This window comes from Pseudomonas sp. D3 (genome assembly GCF_029320995.1).
GTDB lineage: Bacteria > Pseudomonadota > Gammaproteobacteria > Pseudomonadales > Pseudomonadaceae > Aquipseudomonas > Aquipseudomonas paraveronii.
Genome location: NZ_CP119772.1, coordinates 1485037 through 1505012, shown reverse-complemented (window position 1 = coordinate 1505012; position 19976 = coordinate 1485037). Strand labels below are relative to the sequence as shown.

General features: G+C 62.1%; 12 protein-coding genes. 3 read left to right on the top strand and 9 right to left on the bottom strand.

Annotated elements, in window-relative coordinates; translation table 11 throughout:
* Positions 1-23: 23 nt before the first annotated feature.
* The 3 genes from P3S72_RS06595 to P3S72_RS06585 are packed head-to-tail and all read right to left on the bottom strand — an operon-like array spanning position 24 to position 3083.
* Positions 24-986 (bottom strand): alpha/beta fold hydrolase, encoded by a 963-nt coding sequence (locus tag P3S72_RS06595; RefSeq protein WP_276196695.1) that lies wholly within the window; start codon positions 984-986, stop codon positions 24-26.
* The gene (locus P3S72_RS06590; RefSeq protein WP_247401096.1) at positions 983-2377 is read right to left on the bottom strand and encodes an aminotransferase class III-fold pyridoxal phosphate-dependent enzyme; all 1395 of its coding nucleotides are present in this window, start codon (positions 2375-2377) and stop codon (positions 983-985) included. Before P3S72_RS06590 ends, P3S72_RS06595 begins: the two co-directional genes overlap by 4 nt.
* The gene (locus P3S72_RS06585; RefSeq protein WP_247401092.1) at positions 2370-3083 is read right to left on the bottom strand and encodes an MtnX-like HAD-IB family phosphatase; all 714 of its coding nucleotides are present in this window, start codon (positions 3081-3083) and stop codon (positions 2370-2372) included. The genes P3S72_RS06590 and P3S72_RS06585 overlap by 8 nt, the downstream gene beginning before the upstream one ends.
* Before the next feature lie 242 nt (positions 3084-3325).
* On the opposite strand from P3S72_RS06585, the gene P3S72_RS06580 reads away from it, so the two are divergent.
* Positions 3326-4096 (top strand): MipA/OmpV family protein, encoded by a 771-nt coding sequence (locus P3S72_RS06580; RefSeq protein ID WP_276196694.1) that lies wholly within the window; start codon positions 3326-3328, stop codon positions 4094-4096.
* Between the two features lie 148 nt (positions 4097-4244).
* On the opposite strand, the gene P3S72_RS06575 is transcribed toward P3S72_RS06580, so the two are convergent.
* From P3S72_RS06575 to P3S72_RS06555, 5 genes are all read right to left on the bottom strand, one after another.
* The gene (locus P3S72_RS06575) at positions 4245-4649 is read right to left on the bottom strand and encodes an EamA family transporter (protein WP_276196693.1); all 405 of its coding nucleotides are present in this window, start codon (positions 4647-4649) and stop codon (positions 4245-4247) included.
* Positions 4646-5026 (bottom strand): transporter, encoded by a 381-nt coding sequence (locus tag P3S72_RS06570; RefSeq protein WP_247401054.1) that lies wholly within the window; start codon positions 5024-5026, stop codon positions 4646-4648. The genes P3S72_RS06575 and P3S72_RS06570 overlap by 4 nt, the downstream gene beginning before the upstream one ends.
* Positions 5023-5943, bottom strand: coding sequence for an arginase family protein (locus tag P3S72_RS06565; protein WP_247401051.1), 921 nt, complete (start codon positions 5941-5943; stop codon positions 5023-5025). The genes P3S72_RS06570 and P3S72_RS06565 overlap by 4 nt, the downstream gene beginning before the upstream one ends.
* 209 nt (positions 5944-6152) lie before the next feature.
* Positions 6153-6806 carry a DsbA family oxidoreductase gene (locus P3S72_RS06560; protein ID WP_276196692.1) on the bottom strand — a complete coding sequence of 218 codons (654 nt, stop codon included), beginning with the start codon at positions 6804-6806 and terminating at the stop codon, positions 6153-6155.
* Between the two features lie 55 nt (positions 6807-6861).
* Positions 6862-7881: an alpha/beta hydrolase gene (locus P3S72_RS06555; RefSeq protein ID WP_247401135.1), complete on the bottom strand. Its 1020-nt coding sequence runs from the start codon at positions 7879-7881 to the stop codon at positions 6862-6864.
* Between the two features lie 207 nt (positions 7882-8088).
* Here P3S72_RS06555 and P3S72_RS06550 point away from each other — a divergent pair, with 207 nt between their 5' ends.
* Positions 8089-13740, top strand: a complete 5652-nt coding sequence (locus tag P3S72_RS06550; protein ID WP_276196691.1) for a DUF6543 domain-containing protein — start codon at positions 8089-8091, stop codon at positions 13738-13740.
* 41 nt (positions 13741-13781) lie between these two features.
* Here P3S72_RS06550 and P3S72_RS06545 read toward each other — a convergent pair whose 3' ends face one another.
* Positions 13782-18743 carry a DUF6543 domain-containing protein gene (locus P3S72_RS06545; protein WP_276196690.1) on the bottom strand — a complete coding sequence of 1654 codons (4962 nt, stop codon included), beginning with the start codon at positions 18741-18743 and terminating at the stop codon, positions 13782-13784.
* A 289-nt stretch (positions 18744-19032) separates the two neighbouring features.
* Here P3S72_RS06545 and metR point away from each other — a divergent pair, with 289 nt between their 5' ends.
* Entirely contained in the window at positions 19033-19950 is a 918-nt protein-coding gene (gene metR / locus P3S72_RS06540; RefSeq protein ID WP_276196689.1) for a transcriptional regulator MetR, read from the top strand.
* Positions 19951-19976 lie beyond the last annotated feature (26 nt).

Here is a 19976-nt window from a genome sequence, read left to right as displayed (position 1 = left end):
TTATTTTTGTCGCAAGCCGCCGATCAAATGTGTGAGCTTTCGAGCCCCTGCGAGGCGGTGATGGCATCACCTCGGTGTAACGGATAGACCGCGATAGCTGCATCGCCGTCTCGCTTAAGCGCTACAGCTCCCCCATCAGCCTGTTTGGATCTGCAAAGACCGGCGTGCAGCTCGACAAACTCAGCACTCAACTCGATCACCCGACGGTATTGCAGGTCGACAGTGATCATGTGGTAGCAGTTGTCCAGCAAGACCTTGGTCACCGGCCCGCCGAGGTGACGTTCCACGTAATCGGCGTTCCAGCGGCTGGTGATGTCGTCCTCGATCGAATGCAGTACCAGCGCCGGGGCCTTGACCTGCGGCATGCGTTTCTTGACCACGGCGTTCATCCGGTGCAACTCGCGCACGGTGATGCCTTCCATGGTCAACAGACCGGCCTCGCTGCTCTGCCCTTCCTTCATCTGCCGCTCGACGATCGCCCGCAGGCGTTCGTTCTTGATGCCGTAAGGCGGCTTCTCTTCGAAGCGACAGATATGCACGCCGAACGGAATTTTCATCAACAACGGCGTGAGAAACGCCAGCTTGTGAATGCTCCAGCCGTCGTACTTCAAGGTGGTCGAATACATCAGCAGCCCGGCGACCTGGCCCGGATGTTCCGAGGCCAGGTACATCGACATCACCGCGCCCATCGACAAACCGCCGACAAACACCTGTTCATGACGCTGGCGGACCTGGACGAAGGTTTTACGCACCCCTTCGTACCAGTCCAGCCAGCCGGTGGCCTGCAGGTCGCTGTTGTCGCCGCAGTGCCCGGCCAGGGTGGGCACGTACACCGTGCAATTACCCACCTTGGCCAGGCCCTTGGCGACCTGGCGCAGTTCCGTCGGCGTGCCTGTCAGGCCGTGGATCAACAGGATGCCGACCGGCCCTTCACCGAGAACGAAGCCGGCATCACCCTCACCGAGGTCGATCCCGACGTTGCTCACCGTTTAGTCGCTCGCACCAGCAGTTGCTCGAGCAGCTTCAGGCCCAGCTCAATTTCCGGGTAGCTGATTTCCAGGGACGGTGCCAGGGTGATCACGTTCTTGTAGTAGCCGCCCACGTCGAGGATCAGGCCGAGCTTGCGGCCGTCCACGACCATGTCGCCCTTCATGCCTTCTTCGACCATGTAGTCCAGGGTCGCCTTGTCTGGCGTGAAACCATCCGGGCCACAGATTTCGCAGCGCAGGGCCAGACCCAGGCCATCGACGTCGCCGATGATCGGGAAGCGTTTTTGCAGGTCCTGCAGGCCTTCCAGGAAGAACTTGCCCTTGGCCATGACCATTGCGCCGTAGTCGACTTCGCTGGTCATTTTGAACATTTCCAAGCCTACCGCCGTACCCAACGGGTTGGAGGCGAAGGTGGAGTGGGTCGAGCCTGGTGGGAAGATCTTCGGGTTGATCAGTTCTTCACGGGCCCAGATGCCGCCCAGCGGGTTGAGGCCGTTGGTCAGCGCCTTGCCGAACACGATCACGTCGGGTTGTACGTCGAAGTGCTCGATCGACCACAACTTGCCGGTGCGATAGAAGCCCATCTGGATTTCGTCAGACACCATCAGGATGCCGTGCTGATCCAGCACCTGCTTGAGCTCGCGGTAGAAGTTCAGCGGTGGGATCACGTAGCCGCCGGTACCCTGGATCGGCTCGACGTAGAACGCGGCGTATTCACTCTGGCCGACTTTCGGGTCCCACACGCCGTTGTATTCAGTCTCGAACAGGCGCGCGAATTGCTGCACGCAGTGGCTGCCGTATTCTTCCTTGGTCATGCCTTTAGGGCCGCGGAAGTGGTACGGGAACGGGATGAACTGCGCGCGCTCGCCGAAATGGCCGTAGCGGCGACGGTAGCGGTAGCTGGAGGTGATCGACGAGGCGCCGAGGGTGCGCCCGTGGTAGCCGCCTTCGAAGGCGAACATCAGGCTCTTGCCGTTGGTAGCGTTACGCACCACTTTCAGGGAGTCTTCGATGGACTGCGAACCGCCGACGTTGAAGTGAACGCGACCGTCGAGGCCGAATTTCTTCTTGGCGTCGACCGCGATCATTTCCGACAGCTCGATCTTGCCTTTGTGCAGGTACTGGCTGGCGATTTGCGGCAGGGTGTCGATCTGCTGTTTCAGCGCATTGTTCAAGCGCGGGTTGGCATAGCCGAAGTTGACCGCCGAGTACCACATTTGCAGGTCGAGGTAGGCCTGGTCTTCGGTGTCCCACACGTAGGAACCTTCGCAGCGGCTGAAAATACGCGGCGGTTCGATGTAGTGAACGGTGTCGCCGTAAGAGCAGTATTTGGCTTCTTTATCCAGAAGAATCTGGTCTTCGGCGCTCGCGATTCGGATATCAGACATGGTGGAAGAGTTCCTGATTTTCAATAGAGAGGTCAGTAGCAGCAAAGGTGGTGGCGTTGGCAGCGATGCCCTGTGGCAGCTTGGCCAGCAATGCGCTCACTTCGGCGAAGGTGTCGAAGCGCGCATACGCAATGTTGTTGGTCTCGCAGTACTGGGCAAGGCTGCCCTTGGCGAAGACGAAGTCGGCGGTGGAGGCCACGCACATGTCGGACTTACCGTCGCCGATCACCAGCACGCGCTTGTTGCGCGGGGTGGATTTGCATTTGCAGTTGCCGGAAGCGGCGCGGCAGGCATCGCTGGCATACGGGAAATCAATGCGCCAGCTGTTCTGGTCGACCTGGCGCAGGCGGTTGGCGAGGATCGGCAGCAGGCTCACGTAATTGCGCGACAGAATCCGCGCGATGCCTTGCTCGATACCGTCGCTGACCACTTCGATGGACGCCCCCAGGCCGATGACGTGATCGACGAAATCGGGGAAATCGGGGTCGATCTCGACGCTGTCGAAATAGGCCAGCAGTTCAGCGGGCGTGGCCTTGATCAGCGCGAGTTGGCGGCTCAGGCATTCGCGTGAACCGATATGCCCGTCCAGCCATTCCTGCTCGATGGTTTCCCACTCGGGGCCGGCGAAGCGTTGGAGGACGTTGTCGATGACATCGGTGGGGGTAATCGTCCCGTCGAAGTCACACACGATATGCCAGTGGATCATCTGCCTTTCCTTTAGGTGAAGGGCCTTGGAGGGGCGCGCTCTGTGCGCTTGCAAAAGGTGCTAGAGCAGGGACTGTGCCAACTGGCCAACGCCCAATGGCGCTGGGGGTTTGCGCGGATGCCAGGCGGTTTTGTGTCGTGCGAGCTACAATTTTTGTAGCTTGCTACAAACAAGATGAGTGCTTGCGCCAACGCCGCGCTTTGCGCGTTCATGCGCGCATAGTCAATCAAGGAACAGTGACCATGTTCAGGATCACCTCCGCTGTATTCGCCGGATTACTGGGGCTGTGGAGCGTTTCACAAGCCGCGCAGGCCGACGGCATCACCGGTGAAGCAGGTGCGGGCATCAGCTACCAGCCCAAAGAACCCACCGGCACCCGCTATGAAACCGCGGCCATTCCGTACCTCGACCTTGACTGGGGCAACGTCAGCCTCGGCACCGATGACGGCCTGACCTGGAGCGCGCTGAAAACCAACGGTTTCAGCGCCGGCCCGTACATCAACTACCTCTCGGGCCGCACGGCCAACGGCGCGTTGTCGGGGTTGCGCGAAGTGTCGAGCATGGCCGAGGTCGGCGGGTTCGTGCAGTACGCGCCGGCCGACTTCTGGCGGGTCTATGCCCAACTGGGTCGCGCCGTGGGTGGCGCCCAGGGCCAAGGCGGCGTGCTTGGCAAGGTCGGCGGCGAGCTAGGCTATCCGTTGGGTGGCGGGATCATTGGCAGCAGCGGCCTGATGGCGCATTTTGCCGACGCACGCCAGACCAACACGTTTTTCGGCGTGAGCGATAGCGAAGCCGCCGCCTCGGGCTTTCGGCCCTACAACGCCAGCGGCGGTTTCCAGAACCTGACGTTCACGCAGAGCTTCGAATTTCCCCTGGCGGCGAAATGGTCGCTGTTGACCAGTGCCAGTTGGGTACACCTGGTGGGTTCGGCAGCGGACAGCAGCATCGTCAAGCAGACCGGCGAAGTGAACCAGGGCCAGGTGCAGACGGCGATCAGCTATAAATTCGACTGATTGCACATCGATAAAAATGTGGGAGGGGCGGTGCGACGATTCGACTTGCCCCCGATAGCGCAGGGTCAGCCAATACATACGGGACTGATCTACCGCTATCGGGGGCAAGCCCCCTCCCACATGGAGCCAGTATTTCATCGCGATACTTTCAGTTTTCTTCGCCTTCGGCCAACATCGCGATCCCGACGATAATCACCCCAACGCCCACCCAGTGCAGCAGGCTGATGTGCTCCCCCAGCCCCAGCCATGAACCGAGCAACACCACCACAAACACCAGCGAACTCAGCGGAAACGCCAGGGACAGGCTGCTGCGCCGCAGGATCAGCATCCACACGAAGAACGCGCCGATGTAACTGGCAATCGCCGCCAGAATCCCAGGGTTGCGCGCCACTTCGGACAACCACAGCCAGTTGAAATTCATCTGCCCCAGTTGGTCACCGGCGACTTTGGTAAACAGCTGCCCGGCGCTCTCGGTGCAGATCAGCAAGGCCCACAACACCACGGTGCCAAGACGTTCGTGCAACCAGCCCCGGTCGATATTTTGCGTACTCATGCCTGACCCCCTCCAATCGCTACTAACATCACGCCGAAGGTAATCACCAGCGTGGCCATCCAACGCCTGCGGCTGACGGTTTCCCCCAGCACGACCTTACCCGCCAGCACAACCCCGCAATAAGCCAGCGCCGCCGACGGAAACAACAGGCTCAGCGGCGCGCGGGACAAGGCTTCAAGCCAGACGAAAAACTCAATGGCATAGGCCCCGAGCCCCGCCCACAACAACGGTGCGTTGAACACCTGGCCCCAGAAGGCGTTCAGGCGAAAGCCGCCCTCCAACTCCGGCAAACGGTCCAGGCCCATCTTGAAAAACAGCTGGCCGACCACATCGAGCACGATGGAAAAGGCCACCAGCAACACCACGGTCAAAGTCACGGAAACAGTTCCTCAAACAGGTTGATCAGGGCTTCGTTGGTCGCCGCATTGCGCTGCAAGTCCTCGGCGCTCCAGCGCTCGGCCGGCGGCTGGTCGGACTTGGCCTCCCAACGCTTGAAGGCGTTACTGAACACGGGCTTGGCGAACTCGCCGCACACGTCGATACCAATGATCCGCTTGCGCGCCGCCAGGGCCCGCAGAGCCTGGAGCAGATGGCTCAGGCGCATGCCACCCTGGTCCCAGTTGGTGGCCGCGTCTTCGCTGGCCAGCACGTCTTTGTCGAGGGTGATCCAGATGGCTTCGGTGGGCAGGCTGGCAATCATTTGCTCAAGGAATGCGGCCCAGTCCAGCTCCGCCAGATTGCGCCAGTGCAGGTAGTTTTCCTGCTGCTGGTGGCCGGCGCCATCGCCGACCCGACCCCAGACTTTCGAAGGCGGGTGCTGCCATGGGAACAGCTGCAATTGCCCGCGCTTGAGGGCGCCGAGGTTGCCGCCGCGCAGCTGTGGGTTATGCAGGTCATCGCTGCACGGGCCAAGGGTGACGATGCGCTTGACCGCCGGCATCTTCAGCGCGCGGTTGACCCACGAACCGCAGTGGCGCTTGGGCGCAAAGCGGACCCAGTCGGGGTGGTTGTCGAAGTGGATCAGGCTGATGGGTTCTTTCAGGTCGGCGAGAAATGCCGGCGTCAGGTGGTGATAATCGCCGGAGCCGACAAACAGGATTTCCGGCCGCGCATCCGTGGGCCGGGGCCGTGCCGCCAGGCGTTCGGTGAAGCGCTTCCAGGTTTTTTCGGTGGACCACAGGCGCAGTTTCGGGCCCAGGTCCAACAAGTCCAGACGGGTGGCATGACCACTGGCCAAACGCCGGGCAATCGGCGCCTGACCCGTAAGGCTGTGGTCGAGGTCAAGAATATTCAAGGTAGTGTTTCACCCCTAATGGCAGCACCCAGCCGGATCGCGGATGGGCTTTAGGGGGTCAATGCAAGGGACGGGCCAGGGACTCTCTTGAGGACAATGAGCCCCCCTGTGGGAGGGGGCTTGCCCCCCGATGGCAGAGTCTCAGCCTACAGAGATGCTGAATGTGCCACGGCTATCGGGAGCAAGCCCCCTCCCACATGGGAACAGCGTCAGGATTGGGATTCGCGGATGATCTGGCGAATCGCCCCGACAAACGCGTCGACCGGCTGGCCACCGCTGACGGCGTACTGGCCGTTGAACACGATGGTCGGCACCGAACTCACGCCACGGGACACCCACAGCTGTTCCTGCTCGCGCACGTCGGCGGCGTATTCATCGGTGGCGAGAATCGCGGCGGCGCGCTGTGGGTCCAGGCCGACGCTCTCGGCGATGCGCACCAGGGTCGCGTGATCGGACGGGTCCTGGCCATCGCTGAAGTAGGCCTTGAACAGCGCTTCCTTGAGGTTGTACTGCAAGCCTTCCAACCCGGCCCAATGCAGCAGGCGATGGGCGTCGAAGGTGTTGTAGATGCGGCTCTGGCCGTCGGTGCGGAACGCAAAGCCCAACTCGGCGCCCATGTCGCGGATACGCGCACGGTTGGCCTGGGACTCTTCGGCCGTGGAGCCGTATTTCTCGGTGATGTGCTCGACGATGTTCTGGCCTTCGGCGGGCATGTTCGGGTTCAGTTCGAATGGCTGGAAATGTATCTCGGCCTGCACCTCGGCGCCGAGCTGGTCGAGGGCTTCGGTCAGGCCGCGCAGGCCGATGACGCACCAGGGGCAGGACACGTCGCTGACGAAATCGATTTTCAGGGCAGTACTCATGGTAGGCAACCTCGCTGGCATTAATGCGCCGCAAAGGTTGCACGATACACCAATGTCACAACACCTTCGCCGAGACCTGGGGCTCAATCTGCGCCCAATGGGCGGCGTCTTCGCGATGGGCTTGCAAGTACGGCAACACCGCCGCCAGCAATGGCGCCTTGAACGCTTCCTGGAAACGATGGGCCAGGCCGGGAATCAGCTTCAACTGGCTGCCCTGGATATGCGCAGCCAGGTGTACGCCATGCATCACCGGCAACAACGGGTCAGCTGTGCCATGCACCACCAGGGTCGGCACGCGCAATTGGTTGAGCAACGGCACACGGCTCGGTTCGGCGAGGATCGCCATGATCTGGCGCTTCACGCCGTCGGGGTTGAACGCGCGGTCGTAGGACAGCGCCGCCTGGTGCAGCAACACCTGGCGATCATCCTTGACGTTCGGGCTGCCCAGCGCGGCCAGCAAATCAGCCTGTTGCTCCAGGGCCACTTCACGATTGGGGGCGCTGCGCCGCGACAATAATTGCACCAGCGCCGCATTCGGCGCCGGCAGGCCTTCGGCGCCGGAGCTGGTCATGATCAGCGTCAGGCTTTCCACCCGCTGCGGCGCCATCGCGGCCAGGTGCTGAGCAATCATGCCGCCCATGCTCGCCCCAAGGACGTGGAATTGCTGGACCTGCAACGCATCCATCAAGCCCAGGGCGTCATCGGCCATGTCGGTCAGCGTGTACGGCGCCGCCACTGGCAGGCCGAGTTTGTAGCGCAGCACTTCAAAGGTCAGGTTGGCGCTGGCCGGGGCCTGGCGCCAGGTGGACAGACCAACGTCGCGGTTGTCGTAGCGGATCACCCGAAAACCTTGCTGGCACAGCGCAACAACGACCTCATCCGGCCAGTGGATCAGTTGCCCGCCCAGGCCCATCACCAGCAGCAAGGCGGGATCGGACGCACGGCCGATACTCTGGTAAGCGATGCTCACCTGAGCCAGGTCGACCGTTTGAGTCGGGACATTGACATCACATCGAGAAGCCGCAAAAGACGGCAGGCCGAACAGTAGAGCGGCCAATAACAGCAACACGCGCATGAAAAACACCGAAACGCAGAACCCCAGTAGAGCGCGAGTCTGATGAAGTTTGTTCAAGCGCGCTGCCACAGTTGCGTGACAGTTTGATGAATGCCGCTCAACGGTCGGCCACTAACTATCTATCCCTGCGCGCCTGGTTCCTCACCTTTAAATAGGGCTCCGACCGGTAAAGCACCGCTCTGCCCCTATTTTTTCGAGTGCCGTCCCATGACCGCTACACCCAACCCGCTCTCCCCCCTTGCTGTGCGCGATTTCCTGCCGCTTTCCCACGCGCAGGTTCGTCCCGTGAATGAAAGTCTGTTGCTGGAAGCCACGGCCCGCTGGAACGCCAGCCGTGAACACCTGTTCCGGCTCACCACCGATGCCCCCAGTGTTCACGCCTCACTCAAAGCGTTCATCCACGAGCAACTGGGCCTGGACGGCGACAGCGTGCAGTTGCATTTTGCGGCTACCGCCGACCAGCCGGCGCGTTACGTCACGCTCACCCAGGCCTGCGCCTTTGTTCATCAAATCACCGTCCCCGCCTCGCTCTACCAGCACTGCCGGGTGGTCGGCCTGCCGGAGGGGAAAACCCAATACGCGGCGCAACCGCTCGAGCTGGTTAAACCCTTTACCCAGCTCAATGTGCAGCAGGCCCTGCGAACGGCCTGGGTCCGCTACTGGTGGTTCACGCGCGCACCCGGCACGCCGGTCTCGCGCCGCGATCACGCAGTCGCGCAGTACAGCAGCCATCTGCAGGCCGCCGCTCAGTTGGCCTGCGCGTCGGGGGCCATCACGGCTGATCAATTGAAGCCGTTGCTGACGGTCCTCGACCCTCCGAGCGGCGCGTTGCAGCTCGACGGTCAAAAGATCTATACCGAGCAACTGCTGCTCAAACGCACAGGGCTGGCCGATGCAGAGATACCCGGTGCGCTGGTCATCACCCTGGATGCAGAGATCGTCCTCCAGCTGTTATACCTGCCCGCTGAAGTACCCGCGCTGAGCCTGTTCAACAGTCGCGTCAGCATGGAGCAGTGGTTGCTCGATCACCCCACGCTGTTCCCCGGCGTGGCCGCAATCACACGCGACAACCAGATCGACTACCGCGAAGTCGACGAGCCCTTGCAAGCCGGCGTGACGCACCTGCTGGAACATCGCCTCAAAGAAAAGCAGGCCAGCTTGAAATACACCCACGGCAGAGACCTCACCGAGCATGGACACAAAGCGCTGGAAGCGGCCGATCAGGTCGACCGGCAACAGCGCAACCAGGGGTTTTTCGCCTTGCCGCCGGCCTCCATACTCACTGCCGCCGAGGACGACGCGCCCTTCGACAACACGCCCACGGTCTTCGCCGGACTGACCGCCGACCTGCCATTGGCCCAGCGCCGCCACGCACTGTTGCGGCAACAGCAGTCGCTCTTCGGGGCCGTGCAGGCGCCCGCCCGACTGACGCCAATGAGCGACGAGCAGTTGGCCGCACTGCGCAGCCAACTCAGCCGCTTGCACGAGGCGCAACAGCAAGCCCATGCAGCGGCCACAGCGCTGTGGAATCAGCCCCGGCCGCAACTGCTGGAGCTGTCCCAGCAAGCCAACCCCGACTACCACACCTTGCTCCAGGCGCGACTGAATGGGCTGCTTGCCGAGGCCAGCCTGCAACGTCAACTCAACCAGATCACCCAGGCCGGGCACGACATGCTCCTGGCCGCCTTCGACCCGCTTAACGCGCAAAATCCCGAACTCAACGTGTCGGTGGCGACCTTGACGCTGTCGATCAGCGACCGCAGCAACGGCGCAACCAACACCCAGCGCAAAGAGCTGGACGGCGTGCTGCTCATCACCCTGGAAGCGGCGCTGCGCGATGCGTCAACGCCCCAGGACCTGTTGCTGTATTGGCCGGGCAGCCAGGGCGGGCTGCAGCACTTCGACTCGCTCCAGGCGCTTGAACGGTGGCTCGGCGTGACGCCGCCAGGCGCCTCGTCCGTAGAACTGGCCCTGCTCAATCAGACCCCGCTCGACTACAGCCTCACCGTGCAACTCGATGGCTGGGTCACCCAGATTGAAGAGATGCTTCGGCGCGCCCCGGACGACACCGAGCGTCAAGCCAGGGAACTGGAACCCCTGCGCGTGCAAGCGATCGAGGAACTCGGCGTACCGACCCACGCCGTGCGCGAACTGGCCTACGCGCAGCTTCTGGAGCAGAACCAGAGCGGCGCACTGGCCGCGCAACTGCCGGTCTGGCTCGGCCAGGTTTCGCCAGCCGACAGGGCCGAACTCAAGACCCTGCTGGAGCGCTACATCCAGGCGTTCCAGCGCGCCGACGAGGCCTTGAACCTGAAGCTGCCGCTGATCAGCAGCTTTTGCAAAAAACGCCTGCACGCACGACTGTCCCGGGACTTCTCGCTCAAACACCCGTTCAGCGTTCAGCTCGACGTGCCCGAATCCGTCACCCGCCAACAGCATTTCGTCGCAGCCGCCGGCGCACCGGGCACTCCGACCAAGACCGTGCTGGTCCCCAGCGCCACTCGGGTCAAAATGGCCCTGGAAGAGCTGGCGCTGAGCAACATCGATACACCGATCTCCGAGCGGTTGTCGTTCATGAAGGTCGAGGTCAACACCGAGGACGCCACGGAAGGCCAGGCACTCACGGCCGGGCTTAGCGTCAACTACCTGCGCACGCTGGTGCCGGAGCTGGACCTGGCCCAAGCGTATGAAAACCTGATCGTCGAGACCTACCAAGGTTCGGATCGCGAAGCGTACTTCAGCCGTGATCATCGCCTCGAATGCCTGCTCGAACCTCATCGCCAGATGCTCACGCTCCAGGGGCGCCTGGCGTTCCTGCAAAAGCACATCAATGCCAGCGAACTGAATACCTTCAACATCGCCATAAATGCCACCACCGCCCAGGCCTGGCGGGCCGATGGCAACGATATCGAGTTACTCCCCGCCTACCTCAGTGTCGGCGGGCCAGATACCCAGGACGGCTCAAGCACCTTGTCCGGCATCACCTTCATCCGTCAGAAAAACTCCGGGTTCACCCTGCTCTATCTGCCTGAAATCCCCGACGGTCACTCCCTACGCAGCTACACCCATCTTGAAGCCGCCCGACTGGCACTGTTCCACCTATGCCTGAACAGCTCGATGGTCAATTACCTGGCCGGCCGCGCCTTGCTGGGCAACGTGGCCAACCACGTCAGCCGGATCAATCAAGCGGTGCTCCGGCATTTCGACGCACTGATCGGCGTCGGCAGCCCCTGGCCCGTCACCACGTCGCTGGCCGGCCATTTGCTCAACGCCCACATGGGCCGCGTCAAGGAAGCCCACCGCGCCAGTTCGCGCTCCAACAGCGACCTGTACCTGGAACGCTACGCCATGAAGGGCGTGCAGGCCTTCAGCTATATCAAGATGGCGCTCGGCGTGGTCCCCGTGGTGGGTACGGTGATCGGCCTTTACGATGGCTGGGTCAGCGCCAATGACGCGGTGGATGCGTTCAGACGCGGTGATCATGTCCAGGGCCTGCACGACATCACCCAAGTCCTGCAATCATTGATCGACGCCGGCGTGGATGTGGCCGGCGGGGTGCTGATCACGCCCAATGCGGCACGCGTGCGGACCCGGGGGCGCCAGTTGCGCAACGCCTTCAAGGGCGGCCGCTACCTGCAACCGCCCATGAGCCGCAAGGCGCGCCGCATCGCCGAGCGTTTCAGCGGGTATGAGTACGACAAGGAGATCGCCCTGGGCCACCTGTCCCCCGCGATCCACGGCGTGTATCGCAACGTCTATCGGCATGCAGACGGCCATTTTATTGTGCGTCAGGACAACGTTTACCAGGTCGAACTGCAGAACGGGCATTGGCGCTTAGCCGGCAACTCGCTGAAAAAATACAAACAGCCGATTGCCCTGGATGAAGCAGGCGAGTGGGACACCCACTTCGGGGTCTACGGCACCGCGCAACCAAGTGGTTTGGCCGGCGGCGGCGGCGCGCTCGGGCACCTGGCAGACACCCTCGACCCGCTCTGGCCGATGGCAATTCGACAACGGTTGCCGATCTGGTGGACCGATCATGTCGTGCGCCGCCAACTGGCGCTCGACGATGCGATCAATACGCTGAGCAACGGGCTCGACGCTCAACTGGCCGCGACCAACAACCTGCAACACCTGTCCAACCAAAGCGATTTCGCCACCCGCAAGACATTGCAACCGACCCTCGATCAGGCCTACACCAAGGACATCGAGCTGGCGATTCAGCAGGCCAACGCGATCCAGGACGTGATCGCCTTTACCCCCAGCAGAGAGCATCTGGTCCTCAAAGGCATGCAAAGCCGCGCCGCCTTGATCGTCACCAGCAGAACCGTGGAACGCTTGAAAGTCGCTGCGGCTGCTCTGCAGGCGTTGACCGAGCAATTCGCTGGCATCCAGGTGCCGCCGGCACGACCCGCCGCCATTCTGCAGTTTCTGCAAACCCGCAAAGGTCTCAGCCAGAAAATCGTGCAGGCACTCGACCGGATCGACCGCATCTTCCGGGTCATGAACGAATGGAGCAGCCAGATCAACCTTGTAGCGCTGGAGGCCGATTTGCGCCTCCAGGGCAGAAGCACACGCAGGACCGCGCAACAGATCGACGCGGACCTGCACAACACGCGCACGATGGTGGGCGAGGCTCGCGATGACACGGCGCGCTGGAACGAGCTCTACGATGAAGGGTTTCGCACGCACCTGCGCACCGTCCACAGCATCGATACGTTCAACCGCTACGATCACGTCACCGATCCTTCCTGGCTGTACTTGCAAAGTGAGGTCAATCGCGTCTATCTCGACGCCCACCTGGCCCTGAACACGCATTTCGCACTGACCAAAACCCCCACCACCGTCAGCCAGCGCACGCGAATCCTCAACGAATGTATCGATGCCTATACGCGCTTCAGCCTCAGCGCTAAAACCTTGAGCGCAGGCTACCCGCAACATTTTGACCTGGAAAACCTGGACGCGTTGCTGAACAACCTCGAACGCATGATTCAACTGGCCCGCAACCGTATCGGCACAACACCTCGCCTGCGGCGCCCGCGGCCCGACGAACCACAAGGAACAGTGTTTGAAAGCGACGACAACCGGCTGCTGATCGGCATAAAAAGCACCGACCCACGCACCAACACAACGCGCTATACCATCGACAACCTCAGCGGCCACACCGAGACCTGGGAGCAACGGCCAAACGGTCGGGCCCAGCGCCAACCGGCCCCGCCCGCGGAGTTCCCACCTGAGGCAAACGTGAAGTCGGTGATGGTGAGCGAAGCCCAGAACCGCCTGCGTGCCGTGCCGGCGTACCAGGCCAAAGTTGAAGCCTATGCCCGGCAGGGCATGTTGCCGGTGGACCTTGAACACATGCTGGTCAGCGAAGCCGCCGAACTCACCCTGCGCTCAAACCGCATCGCGCGCCTTGACCCCGAAGAACCGAGCCTCTCGCAATTGCGCAAGACCTCTACCGAACTGACCGCCGCCGGCCGCGCCCTGCGCACCCGACAATCATTGGCCAGCCGCAAACCCACCGACGGCATGCTCGATGACCTGGTCAGGCATCACGTGGTCGAGGTGCGTCGAACCGCGTCGATGACCGAACTGGCGAGGCGTGCGAACGGGCATCGCGACTTCATGCAGGAATATGAAGTCTGGGACCTGACTGCCACCCCAGCGCGCGCCCTGTGGTATGCGCACTTTCATTACAACCGCCGCACGGCAACCTTCGACGAGTTCGAAAAGGCCCATCTGAAACTGCCGGAGCACCGCTATTTGACCCATGCCGACGACCCGTCGCTGCCGTTTTCCGACATTGGCAGGCAGTCTGCCGCGTTGCCGCATATCCGGTCGCTAGGGGTTGCCCAATAACCACAAAACGTGAGCTGCGGCTGTTCATCAGAGCGGTTCAGTCACAGTTTCAAAAACAGTTTTTCATCCAGCGGCGAGCCTATCCGTGCCCTGACGATCTGTTCCACAACGCGGTTGTTTCCCGCCTCGGCCACCAGGTCTTTCTGGGTCTTGGTGCGCTGCGACGGGATCTTCAGATGCGCCGCCGTGTAGAGGTTGCGCGGCGAACCTTTGGCCGGGTAGTGGAAATGGGCATACCACAAGACGTCGACTTTGCCTTTTTCACGCACGGCATATTCGGTGAAGACATCGCCGCTTTTGGTCGCGGTGTCTCGCTGAACCAGGTTGATATCGACGAACCCGTGCTTCCACAGGTAATCGATATTTTCCGGCTTGGGGGGCAGGCGTTTGTAGCCATCGGCGCAATGTTGCCGAGCCTTGTTGAGCAGTTCGTCCGCCGCTGTGCGCCACTGGTTGACCAACTGTGCGGTTTCAGGCCTGCCACTCTGGCTGGTTTCGGCTTGCAGGGCGGTCGCTTGAAGCCGCTCGGCCTGGGCTTGCAACATGTCGTTCCAGTCCAGCGGGTTGACGCCCTCGCGGCGTTGCGGGTCGTTGAGTTTGCGCTTCTGGAACTCGATCGTTCGTTCAATGCCGGCGCTTTCTTCGAGCAGTTTTCTGGCGTCGGATTTAAGCGTTGAAAGCGACTTGGGCGACTGCGCGGGCCGTGCAGGTTGCGCGGGAACGATCTTGACCCACTCGCCGTCGCTGGGGTGTTCGCTGTAACTGGCGACCGGCTGGCCGGATTGCGGGTCCAGTACATCAATGATGGCGCTGGCGCCTGCTGCGTGAGGACGCGCGGTGCCGATCAAGGTTTCCTTGTCGCGGGTTTTGAACGTTCGCTGGCCCGCCGGCTTTTGTTGCTGATCGATACGCGCGACGGCGACCGGCACCAGCGCTTGTTCCTCGCGAATCACTTCAGCCAGGTCGGTTTGGGCATCGTTGATAACATCGCGCAGGCGTTCGGCAAACAGCTGCTGATACTCGGCGCGCTGAAGGCTGGGATTCGCGTCCTGTATCGCCAGGCTGTCGCTGAGCTCTCGCTGGTACGTGCCGATGATGGTTTCCAGCGTCGCTTTGCGTTCGCTCAAGCTGTAACCGCTGTACTGCCGCAGGTCCAGGTGAGCCCTGTAGACGGGAATCAGGTTGGTTGAGCTCAATCGCTGCAGGTAAAACGACTCCACCGGGTCAGTCGTTCGGGCATAGCGATCGAGGCTCAGCTCTTTGAGGTTGGACAGGGTGGTCAGCTTCATGCGCAGGGCAATAATCGCAGGCGGCTGTGTGTCTTGCAGCTTGAGGAAGTGCGCGGCCTTGGTTTTGCCGAACGACGAATCGTTCGTCCATTTTTCCAGCACGGCGGCAGAGGCCAAGGCGGCTTCCCGCACGTTTTCCAAGTCATGGTAGACCCTGCCGAAGTTGTCCATCAGCTCGATATAGGCGCTTTTGGAGCCTGTCCTCGCCTCGCTCACCACCTCCGCCATCGACCGTCCGCTGGGCACGTGTTGATTGCTGTCTTCGGCCAGCGCTCTATAGAACTGTTCGATTTGACGGTAGTTGTCGAGTACTGCGCCGTAGAGATTGGAGCGCGCCTGTTTTTCTTCGGAGAGATCGTCCACTGCGCCCAGTTTTTTCGGCGCCAGACTGTCAATGGCTGTCTGAACCGCCGCACTGTGCGCCTGAGTGCTTTGCTTGAGTTGCACGAACTGCTGGTCGATTGTCTGCCTGAGGTTTTTCGTGAGTTCCAACTGCGTCAAATAGGGCGTGAGGAAGCGCTGTTGATGCTCGCCGGTGGTGGACAGCCCCCACAGCGTGCGCAGTTTCTTGCGGGCATTGTGGTAATCGGTGATGGTCACGACAAGCTGGTTATGCGCATCGACCCTTGGCCCATCGAGCACCAACGCAGCCTCGACGGCCTGACTGAACTGCTCCCCTCGCGCCTGTTTCGCCTGCGTATTTTGTTTAACCCGCTCGGCGACGCCACTTTTGCGCGGCATGCCACCGCGCAACCTTGGGCTGCTGTCGAAACTCCAGCGCCCCTGTGCGTCACGCCTGATCGGCGGGCCGGTACGCGCCCGATTGTGCTCGTCGATGATGAACACCCCGTCCAAGTCGTTGGCCACCCGGAACCACTGATTGTCGATGTTGGCGTACAGTCGGCCCTGGCTCAGGTACAACCCCCTTTTTTGCCCCTCGGCAATCGCGGCACCGACATCGGCCGGCGCGGGCACCCGGAATGACCCGATCTGTGCGAGCTGCCCGGGGGTCAACCGGCGTGGGCTGGAGAACGCAAAATCGAGCACGCTCGCATTATCGCCGACGACACCGGCAGTTGGCTCCACGCTGCTTTGGCGGAGGGTCGCGCGATGAGCGCTCGGTGTCTGACCCGGCACGCGACGCGTCGGCCCATTGTTTTGCGGGATGGCTTTGAGCGCGTCGAGCGTCACCGGCGGCTGCGCGACGTCTGCGGGCGCAGAATGGGTCAACACCATGCCCATATTGAGCAGCAGGTCCACCACGGTAGCCGTGCTGTCGTCCTGAGCGGTGGGGTTGGACAGTTTGCGGATGTCGTCCTCGCTGCCGGCCAACTGCAACAACCACCCCGCCATCGCCCCAGGCCCGCGCAATACGGGTAACAGCGTGTTGAACAGCAACCCGCCCAGTTCCTTGAAAGAGGCCCAGCGGCTTTGCGCGTCCGATACCGATTGCCCCTCGGCCAGGCTCACCAGGCTGTGGGTATTGCTCTGGTACACGTGCTGCATCAGGCGCCCTTGCGCCAGGGCCTGGCGTAATGCGCGCGCGGCGTCATAGCCGTCCACGGCCAGCGCCGTCGGTGCCGGTTGGGCGGGCGGATCGAACGCGTTAAAGACGCTGTAGCGGGCAATATTCGGTGTCTTGAACCCGCCATTGCCGTACACCGCGCGCGTCCTGTCGTCGGGCAACCAGGCCAGCACGCTTTGCTGCAAAGGGCCGGGCTGTTGCACCGCCTCCAGCAGCGCTTGGCGGGTCGTAAACGCCTGCAACGCCGGGGACAACATCGGACGGTAGAGAATGTGCGGGCCGACAACCGAATCGGCCGGCTCGATGACAAACATGTTCTGGACGACATCGGGTGTCGCGCCGGGCTTGCGTAAAAACGCCAGGGGGCGAATGACGATGTCTTGCCCGTCGACCTGTTTTGCCCCGGCGCCAGGGCTCAGCACCGCCGCCACATACTGATAGCCTCGCGCGGTGATGCCCGATTCGCCCTTGAGCTTGAGTTCCAGCGCTTGCATGGTGAGCTGGAGCGGGACTTGTTGGGCAAACAAGGCGCTGCGTCGACGTGCTTCATCACTGTCGCCAAGCAGGTGGGAGTGCAGCAACGCGGGGTAGTTTTTGCCGATGTCCACCCGCGTGACGATGTCTTTCAAGCGCTGGGGCATTGCGGGGTCGGTGATCAGTTGACCGAAGTGACGCACTTCCATTTCGCCCTTGGGCAACCCGGCCAGATTGCGCAAGGCCATGTCGGTCAGGCTCATCGTGACGCGTTCGATATAGCCGCCGCCCAGCGTGCCGACCGGCACCTTGAAGGTGACTTCCAGGTGGTCCGCGAGAAACCCGGTGTTCTCCAACTGTGCTTGAAGCTGTTGCTGGGTATAGGTGCGAATATCGGGGATGTCCGAAAAAAAGTTTCGGCCCTGATTGCGTTGTACATCGCTGGCCAGTTCCAGGGCGTGTCGGTGATAGGCAAAGCGATCGGCCGGGTCGGCATTGCGCATCCACTGCGGCAGTTTTTTCTGCAGCCGCGCCAGTTCCTCGGAATCCGGGGCATAGGCGCCGACAAACCACGGGCTCGGATCGCTGACCAGGGAAAAGCGCTGCTCCAGAGCGTTGAGGCCGCCGGCTTCAGGCAGCACGATGGCGTCTATCGCCTGCAACTGGTTATTTAGAATGATGCCCGCTTGCGTATCGAAGATATTCGCGTCCGGCTCCTGACGCTTCCAGGTCAAATTGTCGAAGACGAAGTCGTTCTCCAGCGTCTCGCCCCATGCCTTGCCGAAGGCTTCCACCGAGTCGTAAGGGGTAATCAGGCCGTTGGCAGCGGCATGCAGGACCTGGGTGCTGCCGCCGATCTGGCGGGTGATCAGCAGATCGGGACTGAGCTGCGTGGACGAACCGCCACTGTAACGGACGGTGGCGTCGAGCACGAAAACCCGGGCCGCGTCGTCGCCTTTGGCACTCACACGTTGCGCACGCTCGGGCCAGGCAACCACCTGATCAAGCGTAGCGCGTTGCGCATCCGTGAGGCCGGGCTGTTTCAGCGACGCACTGCGCAGGCTGTCGCTGAGCATGCCGCTGAGCCACAACCAGCGATTGCCTGCGACAGGGCCGGTGGCGCCGGCGGCACTTTGTCCCCAATAGCGCGTCAAGGCCCGTGCAAAACCGTCTCTGAGGCTGGGCCGAAGGCTGCGAATCACCAGTTCGATGGCCGACATGTCGATATCGTCGCGCCGGTCGCCTGATGGGTGCGGAACCCTGAGGGTGGTGCCTGTGCCTTGTTTGACGAGTTTCTGCGGCCACGAATACTTGTCGGTGAAATCGATTTCGGCCCCGGCGGCCAGGTGGTTGAGGGCGACATCCAGCAGCGGGGTCAATCGGTATTGAACCGGGTTTTGCGCGATGGGCTCTGCCACCGAGGTCTGAGCTACGTCGAGTTCCAGCGTGGGATACAGGCTTTTGATCGCCTCGCCGAGCATTTCCCTGACGACCGAGCGCACGCCGGGCCGTGTCGCGAACTGGCTGCTGACGGCGTGGGCGGCGAGGTGGGTGGCGGTGGGAAGGGGTTGCACATCGGCAATGGCCCTGGGCTCGACGCCGGCACTGCCCCGCGAGGTTGTCGCAACTGCGTTTGGCGCAGGAGCCGGATTGGCCGGCGGTGCCGCAGGGTACAGATGAGGGATGAAGGGACTTGCAGCGTTGCTAGCGGTCATGGGGCACATCCTTGGCGTGGAAATACGGTGTCATCCCAACGACGTATGAAGTGCCCTTCGGGACGAGTCTCGCGCCAAAATACCCACTCCCCCCTACGGTGAAATAAGAAATGCGTAATTGACTATGTCCACCCACGCGTCATCCGCCAGGGCTCCGGGTCAGCGCCTTTTCGTAATGTATGGCTGGATATGAACGTCGTGCCCTTGGCCTGTCTGTCGACAGTCCGAGCAACATGAGACAAACTCACCCCATTCCAATTGTTCATCAATATTGCTCATGGAGGCCACGGTGCTGGAAATCCGCCACCTGAAAACCCTGCACGCCTTGCGCGAAGCCGACAGCCTGGTCGAAGCCGCCGAACGCCTGCACTTGACCCAGTCCGCCCTGTCCCACCAGTTCAAAGAGCTGGAGGAGCGATTGGGCATGCAGTTGTTCGTGCGCAAGACCAAACCCGTGCGTTTCACCAGCGCCGGCTTACGCCTGTTGCAACTGGCGGACGCCACCCTGCCCCTGCTGCGCGGCGCCGAGCGTGACATCGCGCGCCTGGCCGGCGGCACCGCCGGACGCCTGCACATGGCCATCGAATGCCACAGTTGCTTCCAATGGCTGATGCCGACCATCGACCAGTTCCGCGACGCCTGGCCCGAAGTCGAGCTGGACCTGGCGTCCGGTTTCGCCTTCGCCCCGCTGCCGGCCCTGGCCCGTGGCGACCTGGACCTGGTGGTCACCTCCGACCCGCTGGAGCTGCCGGGCATCACGTATGTGCCGCTGTTCACCTACGAAGCCATGCTGGCCGTGGCCAACCAGCACCCGCTGGCGAACAAGTCGTACATCGTGCCGCAAGACCTGCTCAGCGAAACCCTGATCACCTACCCGGTGGAACGCGACCGCCTGGACATTTTCACGCGGTTCCTCGAACCCGCCGATGTGGAACCGGCCCAGGTGCGCACCTCGGAGCTGACAGTGATGATGATGCAACTGGTCGCCAGCGGTCGTGGCGTGTGCGGCATGCCACATTGGGCCCTGCATGAATACAGCTCGCGCGGTTACGTCAAGGCCAAGCGCCTGGGTGAAAAAGGCCTGTTTGCGACGCTGTATGCGGGGATTCGTGCAGACATGCTGGACGCGCCCTACATGCGCGACTTTCTGCTCACGGCCAAGGACACGTCGTTTTCCACATTGGATGGGGTCAGCGCCGTGCGTTGAGGGGCGCACGGCTCAGTCCTTTGAGC